Raw genomic sequence first — 20935 nt, 5'->3', positions numbered from 1 at the left:
CCCGCTGACCAGGCGCTTTGAGAGCGGACTCAGAGGCGGTCCTCATCCGGCGTTCAGCAGGCCGGTGAGCGCACTCACAGAAAACTCAGAGCGCAGGCGGCACGTCCCACCCGTCCGCAGGGGTGATGCTGGTAGGCGCGATGAACACCACCCGCTCCGGCCGCCCGGCCCTCACCCGACCCGACGGCACCCCGCTGCGCGTCCTCGTCGTGGACGACGACCCCGACCTCGCGGAGGTGCTCACCGGCGCCCTGCGCTACGAGGGCTGGGAGGTGCGCGCGGCCGGCGACGGCGCCGCGGCCGTGGCCGGCGCGCGCGAGCTGCTGCCCGACGCCGTCGTCCTGGACGTGATGCTCCCGGACACCGACGGCTTCGCCGTACTGCGCCGGCTGCACGAGGTGAAGCCGGACGTCTGTGTGCTCTTCCTCACGGCCCGGGACGCCGTCGAGGACCGGATCGCGGGCATCACGGCGGGCGGCGACGACTATGTCACCAAGCCCTTCAGCCTGGAGGAGGTCGTGGCCCGGCTGCGCGGTCTGCTGCGCCGGGCGGGCATGGCCCGGCAGCTGGAGGAGGGGCCGCGGCTGACCGTGGGCGACCTGGCGATGGACGAGGAGGCCCGCGAGGTCACCCGGGCCGGTGAGCTGATCGAACTCTCACCCACCGAGTTCGAGCTGCTCCGCTTCCTCATGCGCAACCCGCGCCGCGTCCTCAGCAAGGCGCAGATCCTCGACCGGGTGTGGTCCTACGACTTCGGTGGCCGCGCCCATGTCGTGGAGCTGTACATCTCCTACCTGCGCAAGAAGATCGACGCGGGCCGCGAGCCCATGATCCACACGGTGCGCGGGTCGGGCTATGTGCTGAAACCGGTGAGCAGGTGACGCTCCTTGGGCGGCTGCCCCGCCCCCGCACGCTGCGCGCCCGGCTCATCGCCGGTCTGGTCGTGCTGCTCGCGATCAGCTGTGCCGCGGTCGGCGTGGCGGCCGTCGTCGAGCTGAACGGCTTTCTCACCCGTCGGCTCGACCAGCAGCTCCAGCAGGCCGGCCCGGCCTTCCCGCAGAGCTTGGAGCACGGCACCTACAAACCGTCGGACCACGATGGCGACGAGCACGGCGACACCCGCCGCCAGGCCGCCGGGACGTTCGGCGCCCGCCTGCTGAACGGCCAGGTCACCAGCGCGGCCGTGGTGCCCGCCAGCGACCGGCAGGATCCCGCCGTCACCCTGACCGCCGCGGACCGCGCGGCCCTGGCCGGGCTTCCGGCGGACGGCGCGGGCCACAGCGTGTGCCTGTCGCACGTGCGGGACTACCGCCTGATGGCGTGGCGCGGCAGGGACGGCGACGTGCTGGTCACGGGGCTGCCGACGGAGCCGGTGCGGTCCGCCGTGACGCGCCTCGAACTGGTCGCCGTGATCGTCTTCGGGCTGGCCCTGACCGTCGCCGGCGTGGCCGGGGCGGTGTGGGTCCGCTGGTCGCTGCGCCCGCTGAGCAGAGTCGCCGCCACCGCCACCCGGGTCAGCGAGCTGCCCCTGGCCAGCGGCGAGGTGGCTCTGCCGCCGCGTGCCCCGGACAGCGATCCGCGCAGCGAGGTCGGCCGGGTGGCGGCGGCGTTCAACCGCATGCTGCGGCATGTCGAGGACGCCCTGACCAAGCGCCACGCCAGCGAGGAGCGGCTGCGCCGCTTCGCCGCCGACGCCAGCCACGAACTGCGCACCCCGGTCGCCTCGGTCCGCGGCCACGCCGAACTGGCCCTGCTCCACCCCGGCCCGGTGCCGCCGGAGGTCACCCGGGCTCTGGAGCGCATCAAGGCCGAGTCCGTCCGCATGGGCGAGATGGTGGACGACCTCCTCCTGCTGGCCCGCCTCGACGCCGGCCGCCCCTTGGAGCGGCACCCGGTCGACCTGACCCATCTGGTGCTGGACGCGGTCACCGACGCCCGGGCCACCGGCCCCGACCACCGCTGGACCCTGGACCTGCCCGAGGACCCGGTGACGGTGCCGGGCGACGCCCACCGCCTCCAACAGGTGTTGGCCAACCTGTTGGCCAACGCGCGTTTGCACACGCCCGTCGGCACCAAGGTGACGGTGACCCTGGAGCCGGAGCCCGGCGCGGCGATCCTCTCGGTCCACGACGACGGCCCGGGCGTCCCGGAGGACGTCCAGCCGGGCGTCTTCGAACGCTTCACGCGGGCCGACCACCGCCGCCGCCCGGACGCCTCCGGCGGCGGAGCGGGCCTGGGCCTGTCGATCGTGGCGGCGGTGGCGGAGGCACACGGGGGGAGCGTGGGGCTGGAGAGCAGACCGGGCTCCACGACGTTCACGGTCCGGCTGCCTACCTGAAGGGGCGCGAGGCCGTGTCGATGTGCGGCTCCGCCGCGTGGGCGCGCAGTACTTCAGTACCGGGCAAGAGCCGTAGGTCCGTCAACCGTCCCGATGGCCATGTGCGGCCGCTTCCCCGGCTCGGCCCACTGAAGAATCCGCCGCATCGCACGCTCCGGCACCGACACACACCCGGCCGTGGCCCCGCGCCCGTTGACATGCAGAAAGATCCCGGCGCCGCGCCCCCGGACCGGCCGGTCGTAGTTGAACCCGATGACAAGCGCGTAGGCGTACTGAGCCGTGTAGGAGATCAGATGCTCCGACTCGGACGCCCGGCAGTCGCCCGGCAGCGGTTCGGCCCAGCGGTTGTACGACCGTGCCTCATTGTCCTCGCACCACCATGAACTCCCCTTCACCGGACGGTACTTGACGCTCGTCCCGTCCGGCGCCGCCTTGATCCCGAAGCCGAAGGGAAGGCCGTACAGCCCGGTCGGTGTCGTGTTCGTCCCCTGCTTCCGCTTCACCCCCTCCACCAGACCGTTCGCCCCGAACCGCGCCGGGGCGGAACCGGCCCGCACCCACTGTCCGTGCCGCAGGTCCCACCAGGTGAGGGTCCCCGACGTCGAGTCGGTGCGCGGCGCCTGAGCGAGGATCAGCTGGGTGCCGCCGCCGGTGTCCGCCAGGTACGCGGGCGGCGGCGCGCACGCACGGCCCGGTGTGAGCCCGAGCAGGGCGAGCGAGGACGCGGACACGAGGGTGAGCACGACACCGGGGCGCATGGCTCAGACGGTAGACGGCGGGAGCGGCAACGGCAGCCCGGGTAGTCCGTCCAGGCTCGTCGCGATGTGCTCCTTCTTCTCGAAGTACGCGCTCAGCGAGGCGTCGTCCTCCCGCGCGAAACGCTTGCCGTGCAGCTCACGGTCGTCTTCGTACGCCATGTAGGGGACGGCGTACCCGCAGCTGTCCCGGACCAGTTCCGCGTGCACGACGATGATCGCTCGCAGTCCGTGCAGGCTCGGGTCGATCTCCGGGAAGTGGACGAGCAGCTCCTCGAAGCGCGGGTCGTCCCGGAAGACGGGCTCGCCCCGGCCGTGCACGCGCACGATGTTCGGCGGGCCCTGGAAGGCGCACCACATCAGGGTGATCCGCCCGTTCTCCCTGAGGTGGGCGATGGTCTCGGCGTTGGACCCGGCGAAGTCGAGGTAGGCCACGGTCCGTTCGTCGAGTACGGCGAAGGAGCCCGTGAGGCCCTTGGGGGAGAGGTTGACCGTGCCGTCGCCGGACAGCGGCGCGGTCGCGGTGAAGAAGAGGGGCTGCTCCTCGATGAACGTCCGGAGCCTGCCGTCGATGCGTTCATAAGTCTTTCCCATGTCTAACGATTATCGACGAAACTCCTTCGCTTGTCTAACGAATTGCCGTGGCCGCCCCGGTCGGCACCCGTCGGGGCGGCCACGGTTGCCGGCTATCTCACTTGGTGAGCGTGCAGGCGGCCAGGGCGTCCAGGCCTTGTGGCCTGGTGGAGGTGCGGCCGATGGCGATGGCGATGCGGTCGATGGTGGAGATCCGCTTGTCCTTGAGGGGTCCGAGGATGGCGTTGTTGACGAAGTTGGGTCCGCCTTGGCCGACGGTGTTCTGCAAGCGTTTGTCGGCTTCCTGGATCTGGGTCTGCAGGAGGGTGAGGTTGCGGTCGACCTCGGCCTTGGCGGAGGCCGGGACGGCGGGGAGCCTGGAGGCCACGTCCGGGCAGGAGATCGTGCCCGCCCCGGTGTTGCCGCCGGCGTTCCCTCCGGTCTTCCTGCCGGTGCTCCCGCCGGCCGTCGCACCGCCTGCGCCCGACCGCCCGGTCGCGGCCGCGCTCGGTGTGGCGGCACCGCCCGCCGCGCTCCCGCCCGCGTTCAGGGCGCAGGCGGCCAGGGCGTCCAGGCCTTGTGGCTTGGTGGAGGTGCGGCCGATGGCGATGGCGATGCGGTCGATGGTGGAGATCCGCTTGTCCATGAGGGGTCCGAGGATGGCGTTGTTGACGAAGTTGGGTCCGCCTTGGCCGACGGTGTTCTGCAAGCGTTTGTTGGCTTCCTGGATCTGGGTCTGCAGGAGGGTGAGGTTGCGGTCGACCTCGGCCTTGGCGGAGGCCGGGACGGCGGGGAGCCTGGAGGCCACGTCCGGGCAGGAGATCGTGCCGGGGCTCGCCAGCGTGCGGGCCTGCGCGGCACCGCCGCTCCCGGCGGGGGTTCCGGCGAGGGCCGAGCCGGCGATCACCGCTCCGGACAGCACCACGGCGGCAGCGCCGCCGACGACCGCCACACGGCGCTTGTTGTACTTCGGGAGAGCCCTGGACATACGGATGCCTCACTTGGGTCGGATCGACGTCTGAGCAACGCGGCGCCTGCGTTCGGGGAGAAGTACGGGAAAGCGGTTTCATCCGTTCATCGCACACCTCGATTGACGAATCATGCAGAGTTCTGCATACTCATGCATGCCAGCAAGTGCAGTGTGAGGAGAAACCCGTGACCGAGCGCGTCGTACTCGCCTATTCGGGCGGTCTGGACACCTCCGTCGCCATCGGCTGGATCGCCGAGGAGACGGGCGCCGAGGTCATCGCCGTCGCGGTGGACGTCGGCCAGGGCGGCGAGGACCTGGACGTCATCCGCAAGCGCGCCCTCGCCTGCGGTGCCGTCGAGGCCGAGGTCGCCGACGCCAAGGACGAGTTCGCCGACGAGTACTGCCTCCCGGCGATCAAGGCCAACGCCCTCTACATGGACCGCTACCCGCTGGTCTCGGCCCTGTCCCGGCCGACGATCGTCAAGCACCTCGTCGCCGCCGCCCAGAAGCACGGCGCCACCACGGTCGCCCACGGCTGCACCGGCAAGGGCAACGACCAGGTCCGCTTCGAGGCCGGCATCGTCGCCCTCGCCCCCGGCCTGAAGTGCATCGCCCCGGTCCGCGACTACGCGATGACCCGGGACAAGGCGATCGCCTTCTGCGAGGAGAAGCAGCTCCCGATCGCCACCACCAAGAAGTCCCCGTACTCCATCGACCAGAACGTCTTCGGACGCGCCGTCGAGACGGGCTTCCTGGAGGACATCTGGAACGCCCCGATCGAGGACGTCTACGACTACACCGCCGACCCGGCCGTCCCGCGCGAGCCCGACGAGGTGATCATCACCTTCAAGGAGGGCGTCCCGGTCGCGATCGACGGCAGGCCCGTCACCGTCCTGCAGGCGATCCAGCAGCTCAACGAGCGCGCCGGCGCCCAGGGCATCGGCCGGATCGACATGGTCGAGGACCGGCTCGTCGGCATCAAGTCCCGCGAGGTGTACGAGGCTCCGGGCGCCATCGCCCTGATCACCGCCCACCAGGAGCTGGAGAACGTCACCGTCGAGCGCGAACTCGCCCGCTACAAGCGGCAGGTCGAGCAGCGCTGGGGCGAACTGGTCTACGACGGCCAGTGGTTCTCCCCGCTCAAGCGCGCCCTGGACGGCTTCATCGACGAGGCCAGCCGGCACGTGACCGGCGACATCCGGATGACCCTGCACGGCGGCCGCGCGGTCGTCACCGGCCGGCGCTCCGAGTCGTCCCTGTACGACTTCGACCTCGCCACCTATGACACCGGCGACACCTTCGACCAGTCCGCCGCCAAGGGCTTCATCGACATCTACAGCCTGTCGTCGAAGATCGCGGCACGGCGCGATCTGCAGGCATAGCCTGACGCACACCTCGACCGACCCACTTCTCTAGGAGCAGTGCAAGTGAGCAGCAACAGCGGTGACGTTCGGCTCTGGGGCGGCCGTTTCGCCGACGGTCCCGCCGAAGCCCTGGCGAAGCTGTCCGCGTCCGTCCACTTCGACTGGCGCCTCGCGCCGTACGACATCGCCGGCTCGCGTGCCCACGCGCGCGTCCTGCACAAGGCGGGGCTGCTCACCGAGGACGAGCTGACCCGCATGCTCGCCGGGCTCGACCAGCTGGAGGCCGACGTCGCGTCCGGCGCCTTCGTGGGCACCATCGCCGACGAGGACGTGCACACCGCCCTGGAACGCGGCCTGCTGGAGCGCCTCGGCCCCGACCTCGGCGGCAAGCTGCGCGCGGGCCGGTCGAGGAACGACCAGGTGGCGACCCTCTTCCGGATGTACCTCAGGGATCACGCCCGTACGATCGGCGGCCTGATCGCCGACCTCCAGGACGCCCTGATCGGTCTCGCCGAGGCCCACCCGGACGTGGCGATGCCCGGCCGTACCCACCTCCAGCACGCCCAGCCGGTGCTCTTCGCCCACCATGTCCTCGCCCATGTCCAGCCCCTGTCCCGGGACGCCGAGCGGCTGCGCCAGTGGGACGAGCGGACGGCGGTGTCGCCGTACGGCTCCGGTGCCCTCGCCGGCTCCTCCCTGGGCCTGGACCCGGAGGCCGTCGCGCAGGACCTCGGCTTCGAGCACGGCAGCGTCGGCAACTCCATCGACGGCACGGCCTCCCGTGACTTCGTGGCGGAGTTCGCCTTCATCACGGCGATGATCGGTGTGAACCTCTCCCGGATCGCCGAGGAGATCATCATCTGGAACACGAAGGAGTTCTCCTTCGTGACCCTGCACGACGCGTTCTCCACCGGCTCGTCGATCATGCCGCAGAAGAAGAACCCCGACATCGCGGAGCTGGCACGAGGCAAGTCGGGCCGTCTGATCGGCAATCTGACGGGTCTCCTCGCCACCCTCAAGGCCCTGCCCCTGGCCTACAACCGCGACCTCCAGGAGGACAAGGAGCCGGTCTTCGACTCCTGCGACCAGCTGGAGGTGCTGCTGCCCGCCTTCACCGGCATGATCGCCACCCTCACCGTCCACCGCGAGCGCATGGAGGAGCTGGCCCCGGCCGGCTTCTCGCTCGCCACCGACATCGCCGAGTGGCTGGTCAAGCAGGGCGTGCCGTTCCGCGTGGCGCACGAGGTCGCGGGGGAGTGCGTGAAGGTCGCCGAGGCCGAGGGCAAGGAGCTGGACGACCTCACGGACGAGCAGTTCGCGAAGATCTCGGCGCATCTCACTCCGGAGGTGCGCGGCGTTCTCCACGTGCCCGGCGCCCTGGCCTCCCGCGACGGCCGTGGCGGCACGGCGCCGAGCGCGGTCGCCGTACAGCTGGCAGAGGTGAAGGCGGACGTGGTGACCCAGCACGAATGGGCGGCCGCAAAGAAGAAGAGCTGAGGGGCAGCGCCCCGAAAGGGGCGCGGGGAACTGCGCGACAAGCCACAGACAACCGGCACTCGCCGAACCACGGCAAGTCTCGAGTTCTCAGGCGCCCCGGCTCCCCGAACGGAGTGTCGTCGCGGGTTACGTTGGTCGGAAGCCGTACCGGAGCCGACCGAACGGAACCCGCGATGCCCTTCGCCCGACTGGCCTCAGCAACCACCCCGACCTGCCACATCGGCCTCGGCCTGGCCGCCGTCGGCCGCCCCGGCTACATCAACCTCGGCCGCGAGGAAGACCTCGGAGAGAACCGCAGCGTCGACACCCTCCGCAGCCGTACCCACGAGCTCCTCGACGCCGCCTACGCCCAGGGCGTCCGCTACTTCGACGCAGCCCGCTCCTACGGCCGGTCCGAGGAGTTTCTCGCGGACTGGTTGAACACCCGCCCCGACATCGACGACGTGGTCATCGGCAGCAAATGGGGCTACACCTACACCGCCGACTGGTCGGCGGACGCCGAGACGCACGAGGTCAAGGACCACAGCCTCGCCGCGTACGAGCGGCAGCGCGCCGAGACGGACGCGCTGCTCGGCGACCGGCTCGACCTCTACCAGATCCACTCGGTGACCCCGGACAGCCCGGCCCTCACCGACAAGGACCTGCACGCCCGGCTCGCCGAGGCCGCCGCCCAGGGCCTGACCCTCGGCTTCTCCACCAGCGGCCCCGCCCAGGCCGACGCCGTCCGCGCCGCCCTCGCGATCACGGTCGACGGCGAGCCCCTCTTCCGTACCGTCCAGTCGACGTACAACGTGCTGGAGACCTCGGCAGGCCCCGCCCTCGCCGAGGCGCACGACGCCGGCCTGACCGTGATCGTCAAGGAGGGCATGGCCAACGGCGGCCTCGCCGCGCCGCACGCCCCACCGGCGCTGAAGGCCGTCGCCGAGGAGACCTCCCTCGGTTGCGACGCCGTGGCCCTCGCCTGGATCCTGCGCCAGCCCTGGGCCGGTGTCGTCCTCTCCGGCGCCGCGACCGTCAGCCAGCTCGCCTCCAACCTCCACGCCCCGGCCGTCGATCTCGACGCGGACCAGCTGACCCGCCTCGCCACGCTCGCCGAGGATCCCCGCGCCTACTGGGAGCGGCGCGGCCGGCTGCCCTGGCACTGACGTCGCACCCACGCTGACCAGCACTGATGACTCACGCATGCCTGTAATGAGACAATAGTGTCTCACGTGCCCTATCCTTGTCTCATGGCTCTCGACCGTGACCAGGTGCTGCGCAGCGCGGCCGCCCTGCTGACCCGTAAATCCACCGCGACCATGGACGAGGTCGCCAAGGCCGCAGGGATCAGCCGGGCCACGCTGCACCGCCACTTCGCCGGGCGCGACGCGCTCGTACGGGCGCTGGAGGCGCTCGGCATCGAGGAGTGCGAAGCAGCCGTGGACCGGGCCCGGCTGGACGAAGGGCCCGCGAGCGAGGCGGTACGCAGGCTGGTGCGCGAGATCCAGTCCGCGGCGGGCCTGCTCGCCTTCCTGTACGGCGAGAGCCAGCTGTGGGAGGGCGAGCGGCAGAACGACGGATGGCTGCGCCTGGACACCCGGATCGGCGCCGTGTTCCAACGCGGCCAGCAGGCGGGCGAGTTCCGTATCGACCTCACACCGGTCTGGCTCACCGAGGCGCTGTACGGCCTGATCGCCTCGTGCGCCTGGGCCACCCTGGACGGCCGTGTGGCCGGCCGGGACTTCCCGACGATGGTCGCCGAGCTGCTGCTCGGCGGCGCTGTACGAAGAGAGGAATCATGACCAGCACCCTGCGGCCGGCCGCGACGACGGAGGCGGTGACGCGCCCGGGCCGCTGGCTCGCGCTCTCCGTCCTCGTCCTGGCCGTGCTGCTGGTGGCCGTCGACGCCACCGTCCTCGGCCTGGCGACCCCCTACATCAGCGAAGACCTGAACCCCTCCGGCACCCAGCTCCTGTGGATCGGCGACGTCTACTCGTTCGTCATCGCCGGTCTGCTGGTCTCCATGGGCAGCCTCGGCGACCGCATCGGCCGCAAGCGGATCCTGCTCGGAGGTGCCACGGCGTTCGGCGCGATATCCGTGCTCAACGCCTATGCGACGACTCCCGAACTGATGATCCTGGCGCGGGCGCTGCTCGGTGTCGCGGGCGCGACCCTGATGCCCGCCACCCTCGCCCTGATCCGCAACCTCTTCCACGACCCGCGCGAGCGCAGCCTCGCCGTCGGCATCTGGGGCGCGACGGCCTCCGCCGGTACGGCCGTCGGCCCGATCGCGGGCGGCTTCCTCCTCGAACACTTCTGGTGGGGCTCGGTCTTCCTCATCAACCTGCCGGTGATGGCGGTCCTGGTCCTCGTCGGCATCCGCACGCTGCCCGAGTCCCGCAACCCGAACCCCGGCCCCTGGGACCTGATCAGCGTCGTCCTGTCGCTGGTCGGCATGATCGGCGTCGTATACGCGGTCAAGGAGGCGGCCACGCACGGCGTCACCGGTCCCACGCTCGCCGCCGGCCTGCTGGGCGCCGCCGCGCTCTACGGCTTCGTCCACCGTCAGCTCACCATGCCGACCCCGCTGCTGGACATGCGGCTGTTCAGGCGCCGCGGCTTCAGCGGAGCGGTCCTCGCCGACCTGCTGACCGTGCTCGGCCTGTCCGGCCTGGTGTTCTTCCTCTCCCAGTACCTGCAACTCGTCCAGGGCAGGCGCCCGTTCGAGGCGGGCCTTGCCGAACTGCCCGCCGCTGTCGGCGCGGTGGTGTCCGGCCTGATGGCGGGCCGCGCCGCCCGCCGCTTCTCGGTACGGGCCGTGGTCTCCGGCGGCCTCGCCGCGGTGGGCCTCGCCCTGGCCGTGCTGACCACGTTGGGCGCGTCCACGGGCTACCCGGCCCTCGGCGCGGCACTGCTGGTCGTCGGCATCGGCGCCGGCTTCTCCTTCACGGTGACGGCCGACGTCATCCTCTCCAGCGTGCCCAAGGAACAGGCGGGCGCCGCCTCGGCGGTCTCCGAGACGGCGTACGAACTGGGCGCGGCCCTCGGCATCGCCCTGCTGGGCTCGATCGTGACGGGCGTCTACCGTGACTTCACGGGTCCGGCGGGCACCCCGCCCCAGGCCCACGAATCACTGGGCGCGGCCGTCGAGGCCTCCACCCACCTGCCCCCGCACACGGCCCAGCAGATGCTCGACGCGGCCCGGGAATCCTTCGTCCACGGCCTCCACCTGGCCTCCGGCGCGGGAGCAGCGGTCCTGCTGGCAACGGCGGTGGCGGCGTGGTTCCTGCTGAGGGGCCAGAAACTGGAAAGCGCAGGGGAGTGAAACTTCCTAGGGGCGCGGGGAACTGCGCGACCAGCCCCTACGCACCCGCACCCGAAAACCGGCCGAACTGCCAGCGGCGCTAGGCTGCTTTTGCCTTGGTCGCATACATGTCCACGTACTCCTGCCCGGACAGCCGCATGACCTCGGCCATCACCGAGTCGGTGACGGCGCGCAGCACATACCGGTCCCGGTCCATCCCGTCGTACCGCGAGAACTCCATGGCCTCGCCGAACCGAACGGTCACCCGACCGGGCCGCGGGATACCGCTGCCCCCCGGCTGCAGCTTGTCCGTGCCGATCATGGCGAAGGGGACAACCGGCGCACCGGTCATCAGCGTCAGCCGCGCGATACCGGTGCGCCCCCGGTACAGCCGTCCGTCGGGCGATCGCGTGCCCTCGGGGTAGATCCCGAAGATCTTCCCCTCCTCCAGGATCCGCCGGCCGGTCATCAGCGCCGCCACACCACCGCTCGCGCCGTCCCGGTCCACCGGGATCATGCCGACGCCGGTGAAGAACCAGGCCATCAGGCGGCCCTTGAAGCCCTTGCCGGTGACGTACTCGTCCTTGCCGATGAAGAACACCTGCCGCTTGGTGACGACCGGCAGCACGATCGAGTCGATGAAGGTGAGGTGATTGCCCGCCAGGATGACCGGGCCGTCCCCCGGGATGTGCTCCACGCCCTCCACCTGTGGGCGGAACATCAGGCGCATGATCGGTCCGAGCACTGCCTTGATGAGCGCGAAGCGGGACAACGGGTCCTCCGATGTCAGGGGGGCGATATGAGTCTGTGCAGGTGAGGACATTACTCGGGGCTCCTGGGAAGACGCACATCGGGGAGGGCCGGTTCACCGAGGTCTTACGAAGAGTTGACACGGGTTTACCTGCGGTGACGCCCCGGAGACGGGCTGTGACCGTCCTGCGGCGATGTGACGAAGATCGCGCGCAACATCACTCCGGCCCCCACAGGACAGCCGGCAGCACCCACACGTTCCGGCCCAGGACTCTCTCCGGACACGTCAACGCCCCTACGATCGGCCCGGACTGAAGTACGAATGGGCAGGAGGCGCTGATGGGCAGCGACCAGGTGAACGAGAAGACGCAGGGCACCGCACGGCGGGCGATCCTCGGCGCGGCGGTGTTCGGAGCGGCGAGCGGGGCGGTCCTCGGACTGCCGGGCGCGGCCGGTGCCGCCGAGGCCGGTACGGCAGGGCGGGGCGGCCGGGGGCTGAAGAGCCTGCCGGTGCCGACGATCATCGGTCACCGGGGCGCCAGCGGCTACCGCCCGGAGCACACCTTCGGCTCGTACAACCTGGCCCTGGACCTGGGCGCCGACGTCGTCGAGGCCGGTGACCTGGTGCCCACCAAGGACGGCCATCTCGTCTGCCGGCACGAGCCGGAGATCGGCGGCACCACGGACGTCGCCGCGCACCCGGAGTTCGCCGACCGCAAGACCACCAAGATGCTGGACGGCGTCGCGACCACCGGCTGGTTCACCGAGGACTTCACGCTCGCCGAACTGAAGACCCTTCGCGCGGTAGAACGCATCCCGGCCAACCGCCCCCACAACACCCTCTACAACGGGCGCTGGGAGATACCCACGTTCGAAGAGGTCCTGAAGTGGCAGGACGAGCAGACCCGCAAGCGCGGCAAGCAGGTCTGGATCTACCCCGAGACCAAGCACCCCACCTACTTCCGCAAGCTGGGCCTCGGCCTGGAGGAGCGGGTGGCGAAGCTGCTGCGCAAGTACGGCAAGGACGGCCGGAACGCGCCGGTCATACTGCAGTCCTTCGAGCCCAGCAGCATCCAGAAGCTGAACCAGCTGGTCGACAACCCGCTCGTCGTGCTGCTGTCCACGGCGAACAGCCGCCCCTACGACTTCGTCGAGGCGGGCGACCCGCGCACGGTCGCCGACCTGATCACCCCCAAGGGCCTGCGGGAGATGGCCGGCTACGCCCAGGGCATCGGCCCGACGCTGGACCTGGTCATCCCGAAGGACGCGAACGGCAACCTCACCGAGCCGACCACCCTGGTCGCCGACGCGCACAAGGTGGGCCTGGTCCTGCACCCCTACACCATGCGCAACGAGAACCCGTTCCTCCCGGCCGAGTACCGCAAGGGCAGCGCGGCCGACGCCTACGGCGACCCCTTCGGTGCGTTCAAGACGTACTTCGCGACCGGCATCGACGGTGTCTTCACCGACAACGCCGACACCGGCGTGCTCGCCCGCGCCGACTTCCTGGCCGGCTGACCGCGTCAACCCGCAGCCCCGTCGCCCCCCGTTCGGGCTGACTGTGCGCCGCCCCGGAAACCTGCTTCCGGGGCGGCGCGTCGTTCCGCATATGACGCACGACTACCTGGTGGCCGCACTGCACCCGCTGCTCACCGCCGAGGCCTCGGCCGAGGCATATGCCGCCGGGAGTGAGCCGGGCGATCTGGAGCAGGCCGTCTGGCTCCGCCTGCTGGAGCACCTGGAGGCCGAGGGGCCGCCGCCGGATCCACAGGGCTGGCTGCGCAAGGCCGTCCGCGCCGAGGCCCGCCGCAGCCGCCGCACCACCCGCCGGGAACGTCCGTACGGCGCCGAGCCGGCCGACGACCTGCGCACCGACCCCGAGCAGTACGTCCTCGCGGCCGCCCGGCGCCGGGCGCTGCGCGACGCGGTGCGCCGGCTGCCCGGCCGCTGCCCCCGGCTCATCGAGGCCCTGCTCTCCCCGGAGGACCTGACATACCGGGAGATCGCGGGGGAGTTGGGTATCTCACAGGGCAGCCTTGGCCCTGAACGCTCCAGATGTCTGGGATGTCTGCGCCGATTGCTCACGCCGGAGGTTGCGGCCCGCGAAGCGCGGGGATAGGAGTGAGGGACGACAGGTGATCAGGTGAGCGGGAGGCGTGCGCACATGGGCATGAGCGTGACCATCTCGGTGGCGACCGAGCAGGACGCGGAGCAGATCTTCAGGCTCCAGTACCTGTGCTTCCAGAGCGAGGCGGCGCTGTACGGCAATTACCGCATCGACCCGCTCGTCCAAACCCTGGACTCCGTCCGGGCGGAAGTCGCCTCCGACTGCGTCTTCGTCGCCCGGCTCGGCGACGAGGTGGTCGGCTCCGTGCGCGGCAGGGTCACCGAGGACGGCGCGGCCGCCATCGGCAAGCTCTGCGTCCACCCGCGCCTGCAGGGCCACGGCATCGGCGCGCGGCTGCTGCGCGCGGCCGAGACGGCCCTGTCCGAGCAGCGCGGCGCCACCCGCTTCCGCCTCTTCACCGGCCACCGCAGCGAGGGCAACCTCCGCCTGTACCGCCGCTCCGGCTACGAGACGGTGGGCCGCTCCAAGGGTGCGGACGGAGTGGAGCTGATCATCCTGGAGAAGCAGGCGGGGACGTACGCGGCTACGGCTTGACGGTGTTCCGGGCCCTGCGCAGCCAGTACATGGCGGACAGCGGCAGCAGCACCGGAATGAAGATGTAGCCCGCCCCGTAGTACGACCAGACCGTCGTGTCCGGGAACGCCGAGCGGTCGACCAGGGTCCAGGTGCCCACGATCAGCACACCCGCCAGCTCGGCGGCGCAGCACGCCAGTGCGGCCCGCCGAGCGGTCTCCCCGCCCCGGATCAGCGTGTACGTGATGAACCCGTACACCACCCCGGCCACGGCCGACAGCGCATAGGGCAGCGGCGCCCGGTGGAAGTCCGTGCTGATCTGGTACGCCGAGCGTGACACCGCGCCGACGACCATCACGCCGTAGAACCACACGAGCAGCATGCCCGGACCGCTGATCAACCGGGTCGGCTTCTCCTCCACGGCCGTCACCTCAGCCTCCCCAGATGTCATAGAGCCGCACCTCCAGCACAGCCAGCACCACACCGCCGGCGGCGACCGTCACCGAGCCCCAGCGGGTCCGCTCGGCCAGTGACATGAACCCCGCCGCCGGAACGCACGCGAACGCGCCCAGCAGATACGCCACGAAGATCGTCGTGCCCTGCTCCGGCTTCTCGCCCCGCGCCAGCTGCACGATCCCGACCACCAGCTGGATCACCGCCAGCAGCGACACCACGGCCATGCCGATGAAGTGCCAGTCCTTGGTCGGCTGGTCCCGATGGGCGGCCCAGCCGCACCAGGCGGCGAGCAGCAGCGCGGCGACACCGGTCACCAGCGTCAGGGCATTGAGCATGCGGTGACCTTATTACGGCGGAAACGGGCGCCGGCCGCCGACCCCGCCGTACGCCGTAGGGTCTAGACCATGAAGATCCATGCGCACGCCCTCCTCTTCGACAACGACGGCACCCTCGTCTCCTCCCTCGACTCCGTCGAGCGCTGCTGGACCTGCTGGGCCGGGGAGTACGGGATCACCGCCGAGGAGTTCGGGCGCGTGGAGCTGCACGGGCGGCCCGCCGCCGAGATAGTCGCCGACCTGCTGCCCGCCCACCTGGTGCCGGAGGCGGTCGCCCGGGTCGAGCAGCTGGAGGTGGCGGACGTACCCGAGGGCGGGGTGCGGCTGCTGCCCGGCACCAGGGACCTCCTCGACTCCCTGCCGGCCGACCGCTGGGCCGTCGTCACCTCCGCCACCCGGCGGCTCGCCGAGGCCCGCCTGGACGCCGTCGGCATCCTGCCCAAGACGCTGATCGCCGCCGACGACATCACGCGCGGCAAGCCCGACCCCGAGCCCTACCTGCTCGCCGCCCGGCACCTCGGCGTCGACCCCGCCCACTGCGTGGTCTTCGAGGACGCCCCGGCCGGACTGCAGGCCGGACGGGCCGCCGGAATGACCACCGTGGCGTTGGCCACAACCCACCTCGAGGACGAGCTGGACGCCGACCTCGTGGTGAAGGACCTGTCGGCCTTGTCCGCACTGGTCACCGACCGAGGTGTGGAAGTCTCCGTGCGCCGCTGAGCGCCCGGACGGGGCTGTCCGCCGCTGTCCACTATCCGGACAGCGGCGGCCGGTCAGGACCGTACGTCTGCTTTACTGATCGCATGACCACGACGAGCTGCCGCACCTTTGCGACCGAGGCGACCATGACGCCCGGTGCTCGTTGTATGTGTCGCCTGATGTGCCGAATGTGCGCCTTCTAGAGGGCCCCCGCATCAGCTGAGCCTCGCGCCCCGAAGCGAGAGCCGTGGCATGTCCGTGCGCCGTAGTCCGTACGCGACGCACCCCCACTCTCCATGCCTGAACCGCATGCACCCGTGCCCGGGCACACCCACGCCCGCGCACTCGACAGTGACGGAAATCCTGTGATCACCACCTCGGGCCTGACCAAGGTCTACCGCTCCCGCGGCCGTGAGGTCACCGCCCTCGACGGCGTCGACCTGCACGTTCGCGAAGGCGAGGTCTACGGCGTCATCGGCCAGTCCGGCGCCGGCAAGTCCTCCCTCATCCGCTGCGTCAACCTGCTGGAGCGCCCCACCTCCGGCACCGTGACCGTCGCCGGGCAGGACCTCACCGCCCTCGCCGGGCGCGGCCCGCGCGCCGGCCGGGAACTGCGCCAGGCGCGCAGCCGTATCGGCATGGTCTTCCAGCACTTCAACCTGCTCTCCTCGCGGACCGTGCGGGACAACGTCGAGCTGCCGCTGGAGATCCTCGGGAAGTCCGGCAAGGAACGTTCCCGCAAGGCGCTGGAACTGCTCGACCTGGTCGGCCTCGCCGACAAGGCGGGGGCCTACCCCGCCCAGCTCTCCGGCGGCCAGAAGCAGCGCGTCGGCATCGCCCGCGCCCTCGCCGGCGACCCCAAGGTGCTGCTCTCCGACGAGGCCACCAGCGCCCTCGACCCCGAGACCACCCGCTCCATCCTCCAGCTGCTGCGCGACCTGAACCGGCAGCTGGGCCTGACCGTCCTGCTCATCACCCACGAGATGGACGTCGTGAAGTCGATCTGCGACTCCGCCGCCCTCATGGAGAAGGGCCGGATCGTGGAGTCCGGCACGGTCAGCGAGCTGCTGGCCACCCCCGGCTCCGAGCTGGCCGCCGCGCTGTTCCCGGTGAGCGGCGAGCGCACGGACGAGGACCGGACTGTCCTCGACGTCACCTTCCACGGCGAGGCCGCCACCCAGCCGGTCGTCTCCCAGCTCGCGCGCACCTACAACATCGACATCTCGATCCTCGGCGCCGCCATCGACACCGTCGGCGGCCTGCAGATCGGCCGCATGCGCATCGAACTGCCCGGCCGCTACGAGGACAACGTGGTGCCGATCGGGTTCCTGCGCGAACAGGGCCTGCAGATCGACGTGGTGGGCCAGGAGGCTCTGCTGGTGAAGGAAGGTGCCAAGTGACCTGGTCCGAGATGCAGCCGTTGCTGTCCCAGGCGTGTTCCGAGACGCTCTCGATGGTGCTGTGGTCCACCCTGATCGCCGTCGCCGTCGGCCTCCCGCTCGGCGTCCTCCTCGTCCTCACCGACCGGGGCGGCCTGCTGCAGAACGTCCTCGCCAACAAGGTGATCGGCCAGATCGTGAACATCGGCCGGTCCATGCCGTTCATCATCCTGATGGTCGCGCTGATGAACTTCACGCGCTGGGTCACCGGGACCACGATCGGTACGACCGCGGCGATCGTGCCGCTCGCCATCGGCGGTATGCCGTTCTTCGCCCGGCTGGTCGAGACGGCCGTCCGCGAAGTGGACAACGGTCTCGTCGAGGCCGTGCAGTCCATGGGCGGCAACACCTGGACGATCGTCCGCAAGGTGCTCGTCCCCGAGGCCCTGCCCTCGCTGATCGCCAGCACCACCACCACGATCATCGCCCTGATCGGCTACTCCGCCATGGCCGGCACGGTCGGCGGCGGCGGCCTCGGCGACCTCGCCGTCCGCTACGGCTACCAGCGCTTCGAGACCGAGCTGATGTGGATCACCATTGCGATCCTCGCTGTCGTGATCTCCCTGATCCAGTTCGCCGGCGACTTCGCGGCCCGCTCCCTGCACAGCCGCGGCGGCCGCTCCGGCCCGGCGCCGAGGCTCCGCCTGCTGAAGGCGAAGGAGGCCGACGTCAAGAAGGCCGCCGACGTCGGCAAGGCCGCCTAGCACCCCCAAGACTCCCCGTACGCCCACCCGTCACCCGACCACCACCCCTCAACGACGGCGCTTCGCGCCGACAGCCCCGATTCGGGGTCGCACCACCCTTAAGGAAAGGCACTTTTCGTGCGTAACACCGCCAAGTTCACCACCACCGTCCTCGCCGCCGGAGCCCTCACCTTCGGGCTGACCGCCTGCGGCTCCGGCAGCTCCTCCGGCTCCCACGACTACAGCGGCCCGCTGGTCGTCGCCGCGAGCCCGACCCCGCACGCCGAGATCCTCGACTTCGTCAAGAAGAACCTGGCGAAGAAGGCGGGCCTCGACCTGGAGGTCAAGGAGTTCACGGACTACATCACGCCGAACACGGCGACCGAGGACGGCTCGGTGGACGCCAACTACTTCCAGAACCAGCCGTACCTGGACGACTTCAACAGCAAGCACGGCACCCACGTCGTGCCCGTCGTCACGGTGCACCTGGAGCCGCTCGGCCTCTACTCCCACAAGGTCAAGAAGGCCGACGCCCTCAAGAGCGGTGCGACCATCGCCGTCCCGAACGACGCCGTCAACGAGGCCCGCGCCCTGAAGCTGCTCGCCGCGGGCGGGCTCATCACCCTCAAGGCCGGCGCCGGCAACGAGGCCACCGCGCAGGACATCGCCAAGAACCCCAAGCACCTCCAGTTCAAGGAGGTCGAGGCGGCGCAGACCCCGCGCTCCCTGGACGACGTGGACGCCGCGGTCGTCAACGGCAACTACGCGATCTCCGCGGGCCTCAAGCCCGCCAAGGACGCGCTCGTCCTGGAGTCCGCGAAGAACAACCCGTACGCCAACTTCCTCGCCGTGAAGAAGGGGAACGAGAAGGACCCGCGGGTGAAGAAGCTCGCCAAGCTCCTCACCTCGCCCGAGGTCAAGAAGTTCATCGAGGACAAGTACCAGGGCTCGGTCATCCCCTCCTTCTGACAGCTGACGGCACGTATACGGCGTTTCGCCACGCACGGGGTCCACTCCCTCACCGGGTGTGGACCCCGTTGTGCGGTTCAGTGGTTTCATGCTGCATGCTGGGCAGTTCAGCAGGCTCTGAAGGTTTTTCCGAAGTTACGGAGTGGCGCATGAGTGGCACCTTTCCCAACGTCTCCATCAGCACGGAGCGGTTGGTCCTGCGCCCTTTCGAGGAGTCGGACATCGAGGCCTTCGCCGAGATGATGAACGACGAACTGGTCGCCACCTGGACCTCCGTCCCCCAGCCCTACACCACGGCCGACGCCCGGGACTGGATCATGAGGCAGGCCCCGGCCGAACGTGCCGACGGCCGCGGAACGGTGTTCGCCGTCGACGAGTTCCTCACCCAGCGCCTGGTCGGCACCGTCCATCTGAGCAACACCGACTGGCGGGTGCGCTCGACGGAGATCGCCTACGTCATCGCCCCGTGGGCCCGCGGCGAGGGTTACGCCTCCGAGGCCGCTCTGGCCACCGCGCAATGGCTGTTCCACGACCAGAAGTTCGAGCGCCTGGAGCTGCGCACCGCCGCCGACAACACCGCGTCCCAGCAGGTGGCCCAGAAGATCGGCTGTATCAGCGAAGGCGTACTGCGCGGTGCCTGGATAGCCCGCAGCAGAACCCCGGACGGGACATGGACGGACGTCCGCACCGATGTCATCGTCTGGAGCCTGCTGCCGGAAGACCTGGCCGGGGCCGGCGGGCAGCTCGCCGACACGGACGGTTTCAGCGCGTACTCGGACTGGAACTGAGTCCCTGAGCATCACCGGGTACGCTCACGGAGCCGGGCCACGCGGCCCCTACCCCTGACGACCTGCGACGACCTGGAGAGACGACGATGGCCGACCGGGTCACGGTGATCGGCTGGGACGGCTCGCCGCTGACCGAAGCGGCACGCGCCGCCCTCGGCGCCGCCACGCTCGTGGCCGGCGCGCCCCACCACCTGGCGCTGCCCGAGGTGCCGCCCACCGCCGAACGCGTCCGCCTGGGCAGCGTCGCGCTCGCCGCCCGCCGGATCGCCGCCCACCGTGGCACCGCCGTCGTGTTCGCCGACGGCGACCCCGGATTCTTCGGCGTCGTACGCACCCTGCGCGCACCGGAGTTCGGCCTGGAGGTCGAGGTCGTCCCCGCCGTCTCCTCGGTCGCCGCCGCCTTCGCCCGCGCCGGCATGCCCTGGGACGACGCCCAGGTGGTCGTCGCCCACCCGCGCACCCTGCGCCGCGCCGTCAACGTCTGCCGCGCCCACACCAAGGTCGCCGTCCTCACCGCACCGGGCGCCGGACCCGCCGAACTCGGGCTCCTGCTGGAGGGCGTCCACCGGACCTTCGTCATCTGCGAGGAACTGGGCACCGAACGCGAGCAGGTCACCGTCGTCACCTCCGACAAGGCCCCCGACCACACCTGGCGCGACCCCAACGTCGTCATCGTCATCGGCGGACCCGCCGCACGAGGCGGCGCGGCGGACAGCGGCGACTGGATCGCCGGCCGCGACCCGGGCACGGGCCCGCGCGGCTGGGTACAGCCCGACGAGACGTACGCCGAGCGGCCCGGACCCGGGCCTGGACCAGGCCCCAGTCTCGGTCGCGGTCTCGGCGAGGGCGAGACGGAACTGCTGCGCGCCGCACAACTCGCCCGCCTCGGCCCCCGGGTCGGCGACCTCGTCTGGGACATCGGCAGCGGTTCCGGCGCGTTCGCCGTCGAGGCCGCGCGCGCCGGCGCGGCCGTCATCGCCGTCGACCGGGACCCGCGGGCCTGCGCCCGGACCGATGCCGTCGCGCGCCGCTTCGGCGTCCAGCTCCAAGTGGTCCAGGGCATCGCCCCGCACGTCCTGGAGAACCTCCCCGAACCCGACGTGGTCCGGGTCGGCGGCGGGGGAGCGGCCGTCGTCTCCGCGGTCGCCGACCGGCGCCCGCAGCGCATCGTCACACACGCGGCGACCCGCGACGCGGCCGAACTCGTCGGGCGCGACCTGACCGAGCACGGATACCGGGTCGAGTGCGCGCTGCTGCAGTCCGTCGAACTCGACACCCGCGCCTGGACCGAGACCGAACGGAGTGTCGCGTTCCTGCTCAGCGGCGTCCTACCGGACCGCGCCCCGTGATCCTGTTGTCGTACTGCGCGCGGTAGGCTGGCCGATCGTTGTGCCA

At 70.8% G+C, this 20935-nt stretch carries 22 protein-coding genes; 16 read left to right on the top strand and 6 right to left on the bottom strand.

Going from position 1 to position 20935, the window contains the following annotated elements:
* The first annotated feature begins 140 nt into the window (after positions 1-140).
* Together AB0L75_RS17160 and AB0L75_RS17155 are read left to right on the top strand one after the other, a co-directional pair.
* On the top strand, positions 141-881 hold the full coding sequence (locus AB0L75_RS17160) for a response regulator transcription factor (RefSeq protein ID WP_365181543.1): 741 nt from the start codon (positions 141-143) through the stop codon (positions 879-881).
* Positions 878-2338, top strand: a complete 1461-nt coding sequence (locus tag AB0L75_RS17155) for a HAMP domain-containing sensor histidine kinase (RefSeq protein WP_365181541.1) — start codon at positions 878-880, stop codon at positions 2336-2338. Before AB0L75_RS17160 ends, AB0L75_RS17155 begins: the two co-directional genes overlap by 4 nt.
* A gap of 53 nt (positions 2339-2391) precedes the next feature.
* Here AB0L75_RS17155 and AB0L75_RS17150 read toward each other — a convergent pair whose 3' ends face one another.
* The 3 genes from AB0L75_RS17150 to AB0L75_RS17140 form a co-directional block, all read right to left on the bottom strand.
* Entirely contained in the window at positions 2392-3096 is a 705-nt protein-coding gene (locus AB0L75_RS17150; protein WP_365181539.1) for a L,D-transpeptidase family protein, read from the bottom strand.
* Between the two features lie 3 nt (positions 3097-3099).
* The gene (locus AB0L75_RS17145; RefSeq protein ID WP_365181537.1) at positions 3100-3687 is read right to left on the bottom strand and encodes a pyridoxamine 5'-phosphate oxidase family protein; all 588 of its coding nucleotides are present in this window, start codon (positions 3685-3687) and stop codon (positions 3100-3102) included.
* Between the two features lie 97 nt (positions 3688-3784).
* Positions 3785-4654: a hypothetical protein gene (locus AB0L75_RS17140; protein WP_365181535.1), complete on the bottom strand. Its 870-nt coding sequence runs from the start codon at positions 4652-4654 to the stop codon at positions 3785-3787.
* Positions 4655-4821: 167 nt separating this feature from the next.
* Between AB0L75_RS17140 and AB0L75_RS17135 the strand changes: the two genes are divergently transcribed.
* The 5 genes from AB0L75_RS17135 (at position 4822) to AB0L75_RS17115 (ending at position 10801) form a co-directional block, all read left to right on the top strand.
* The gene (locus tag AB0L75_RS17135) at positions 4822-6018 is read left to right on the top strand and encodes an argininosuccinate synthase (RefSeq protein WP_365181533.1); all 1197 of its coding nucleotides are present in this window, start codon (positions 4822-4824) and stop codon (positions 6016-6018) included.
* Between the two features lie 45 nt (positions 6019-6063).
* Positions 6064-7497 (top strand): argininosuccinate lyase, encoded by a 1434-nt coding sequence (gene argH / locus AB0L75_RS17130; protein WP_365181531.1) that lies wholly within the window; start codon positions 6064-6066, stop codon positions 7495-7497.
* A 173-nt stretch (positions 7498-7670) separates the two neighbouring features.
* Positions 7671-8642: an aldo/keto reductase gene (locus AB0L75_RS17125; RefSeq protein ID WP_365181529.1), complete on the top strand. Its 972-nt coding sequence runs from the start codon at positions 7671-7673 to the stop codon at positions 8640-8642.
* 84 nt (positions 8643-8726) lie between these two features.
* Positions 8727-9278, top strand: a complete 552-nt coding sequence (locus AB0L75_RS17120) for a helix-turn-helix domain-containing protein (protein ID WP_365181527.1) — start codon at positions 8727-8729, stop codon at positions 9276-9278.
* Positions 9275-10801 carry an MFS transporter gene (locus AB0L75_RS17115; protein ID WP_365181525.1) on the top strand — a complete coding sequence of 509 codons (1527 nt, stop codon included), beginning with the start codon at positions 9275-9277 and terminating at the stop codon, positions 10799-10801. Before AB0L75_RS17120 ends, AB0L75_RS17115 begins: the two co-directional genes overlap by 4 nt.
* A 79-nt stretch (positions 10802-10880) precedes the next feature.
* Here the strand turns inward: AB0L75_RS17115 and AB0L75_RS17110 are convergent, their stop codons facing one another.
* Positions 10881-11552 (bottom strand): lysophospholipid acyltransferase family protein, encoded by a 672-nt coding sequence (locus AB0L75_RS17110; protein ID WP_365181523.1) that lies wholly within the window; start codon positions 11550-11552, stop codon positions 10881-10883.
* Positions 11553-11869: 317 nt separating this feature from the next.
* Between AB0L75_RS17110 and AB0L75_RS17105 the strand changes: the two genes are divergently transcribed.
* The 3 genes from AB0L75_RS17105 to AB0L75_RS17095 all read left to right on the top strand — a co-directional run bounded on the left by AB0L75_RS17105 (position 11870) and on the right by AB0L75_RS17095 (position 14192).
* Entirely contained in the window at positions 11870-13048 is a 1179-nt protein-coding gene (locus tag AB0L75_RS17105) for a glycerophosphodiester phosphodiesterase (protein ID WP_365181521.1), read from the top strand.
* A gap of 91 nt (positions 13049-13139) precedes the next feature.
* The gene (locus tag AB0L75_RS17100) at positions 13140-13649 is read left to right on the top strand and encodes a sigma-70 family RNA polymerase sigma factor (RefSeq protein ID WP_365181519.1); all 510 of its coding nucleotides are present in this window, start codon (positions 13140-13142) and stop codon (positions 13647-13649) included.
* A 45-nt stretch (positions 13650-13694) separates the two neighbouring features.
* The gene (locus AB0L75_RS17095; RefSeq protein ID WP_365181721.1) at positions 13695-14192 is read left to right on the top strand and encodes a GNAT family N-acetyltransferase; all 498 of its coding nucleotides are present in this window, start codon (positions 13695-13697) and stop codon (positions 14190-14192) included.
* Here AB0L75_RS17095 and AB0L75_RS17090 read toward each other — a convergent pair.
* Together AB0L75_RS17090 and AB0L75_RS17085 are read right to left on the bottom strand one after the other, a co-directional pair.
* Positions 14182-14622: a hypothetical protein gene (locus AB0L75_RS17090; RefSeq protein ID WP_365181517.1), complete on the bottom strand. Its 441-nt coding sequence runs from the start codon at positions 14620-14622 to the stop codon at positions 14182-14184. The two genes, AB0L75_RS17095 and AB0L75_RS17090, sit on opposite strands and share 11 nt — an antisense overlap.
* The gene (locus AB0L75_RS17085; protein ID WP_067134221.1) at positions 14603-14962 is read right to left on the bottom strand and encodes a hypothetical protein; all 360 of its coding nucleotides are present in this window, start codon (positions 14960-14962) and stop codon (positions 14603-14605) included. The genes AB0L75_RS17090 and AB0L75_RS17085 overlap by 20 nt, the downstream gene beginning before the upstream one ends.
* Positions 14963-15031: 69 nt before the next feature.
* Between AB0L75_RS17085 and AB0L75_RS17080 the strand changes: the two genes are divergently transcribed.
* The 6 genes from AB0L75_RS17080 (at position 15032) to cbiE (ending at position 20889) form a co-directional block, all read left to right on the top strand.
* A complete protein-coding gene (locus AB0L75_RS17080) occupies positions 15032-15682 on the top strand; it encodes an HAD family hydrolase (RefSeq protein ID WP_365181514.1) in 651 nt (216 codons plus the stop codon).
* 344 nt (positions 15683-16026) lie between these two features.
* On the top strand, positions 16027-17061 hold the full coding sequence (locus AB0L75_RS17075) for an ATP-binding cassette domain-containing protein (RefSeq protein WP_365181512.1): 1035 nt from the start codon (positions 16027-16029) through the stop codon (positions 17059-17061).
* A complete protein-coding gene (locus AB0L75_RS17070) occupies positions 17058-17804 on the top strand; it encodes a methionine ABC transporter permease (RefSeq protein ID WP_365181510.1) in 747 nt (248 codons plus the stop codon). The genes AB0L75_RS17075 and AB0L75_RS17070 overlap by 4 nt, the downstream gene beginning before the upstream one ends.
* A gap of 117 nt (positions 17805-17921) precedes the next feature.
* Entirely contained in the window at positions 17922-18752 is an 831-nt protein-coding gene (locus AB0L75_RS17065) for a MetQ/NlpA family ABC transporter substrate-binding protein (RefSeq protein ID WP_365181508.1), read from the top strand.
* Between the two features lie 149 nt (positions 18753-18901).
* Positions 18902-19540 (top strand): GNAT family N-acetyltransferase, encoded by a 639-nt coding sequence (locus AB0L75_RS17060; protein WP_365181506.1) that lies wholly within the window; start codon positions 18902-18904, stop codon positions 19538-19540.
* Between the two features lie 86 nt (positions 19541-19626).
* Positions 19627-20889, top strand: a complete 1263-nt coding sequence (gene cbiE, locus AB0L75_RS17055; RefSeq protein WP_365181504.1) for a precorrin-6y C5,15-methyltransferase (decarboxylating) subunit CbiE — start codon at positions 19627-19629, stop codon at positions 20887-20889.
* The last annotated feature ends 46 nt before the right edge of the window (positions 20890-20935 follow it).

The sequence above is a fragment of the Streptomyces sp. NPDC052101 genome, from assembly GCF_040680235.1.
Classification (GTDB): Bacteria; Actinomycetota; Actinomycetes; order Streptomycetales; family Streptomycetaceae; genus Streptomyces.
The sequence above is the reverse complement of the archived record's forward strand: the minus strand, read 5'-3'. Positions and strand labels throughout refer to the sequence as shown.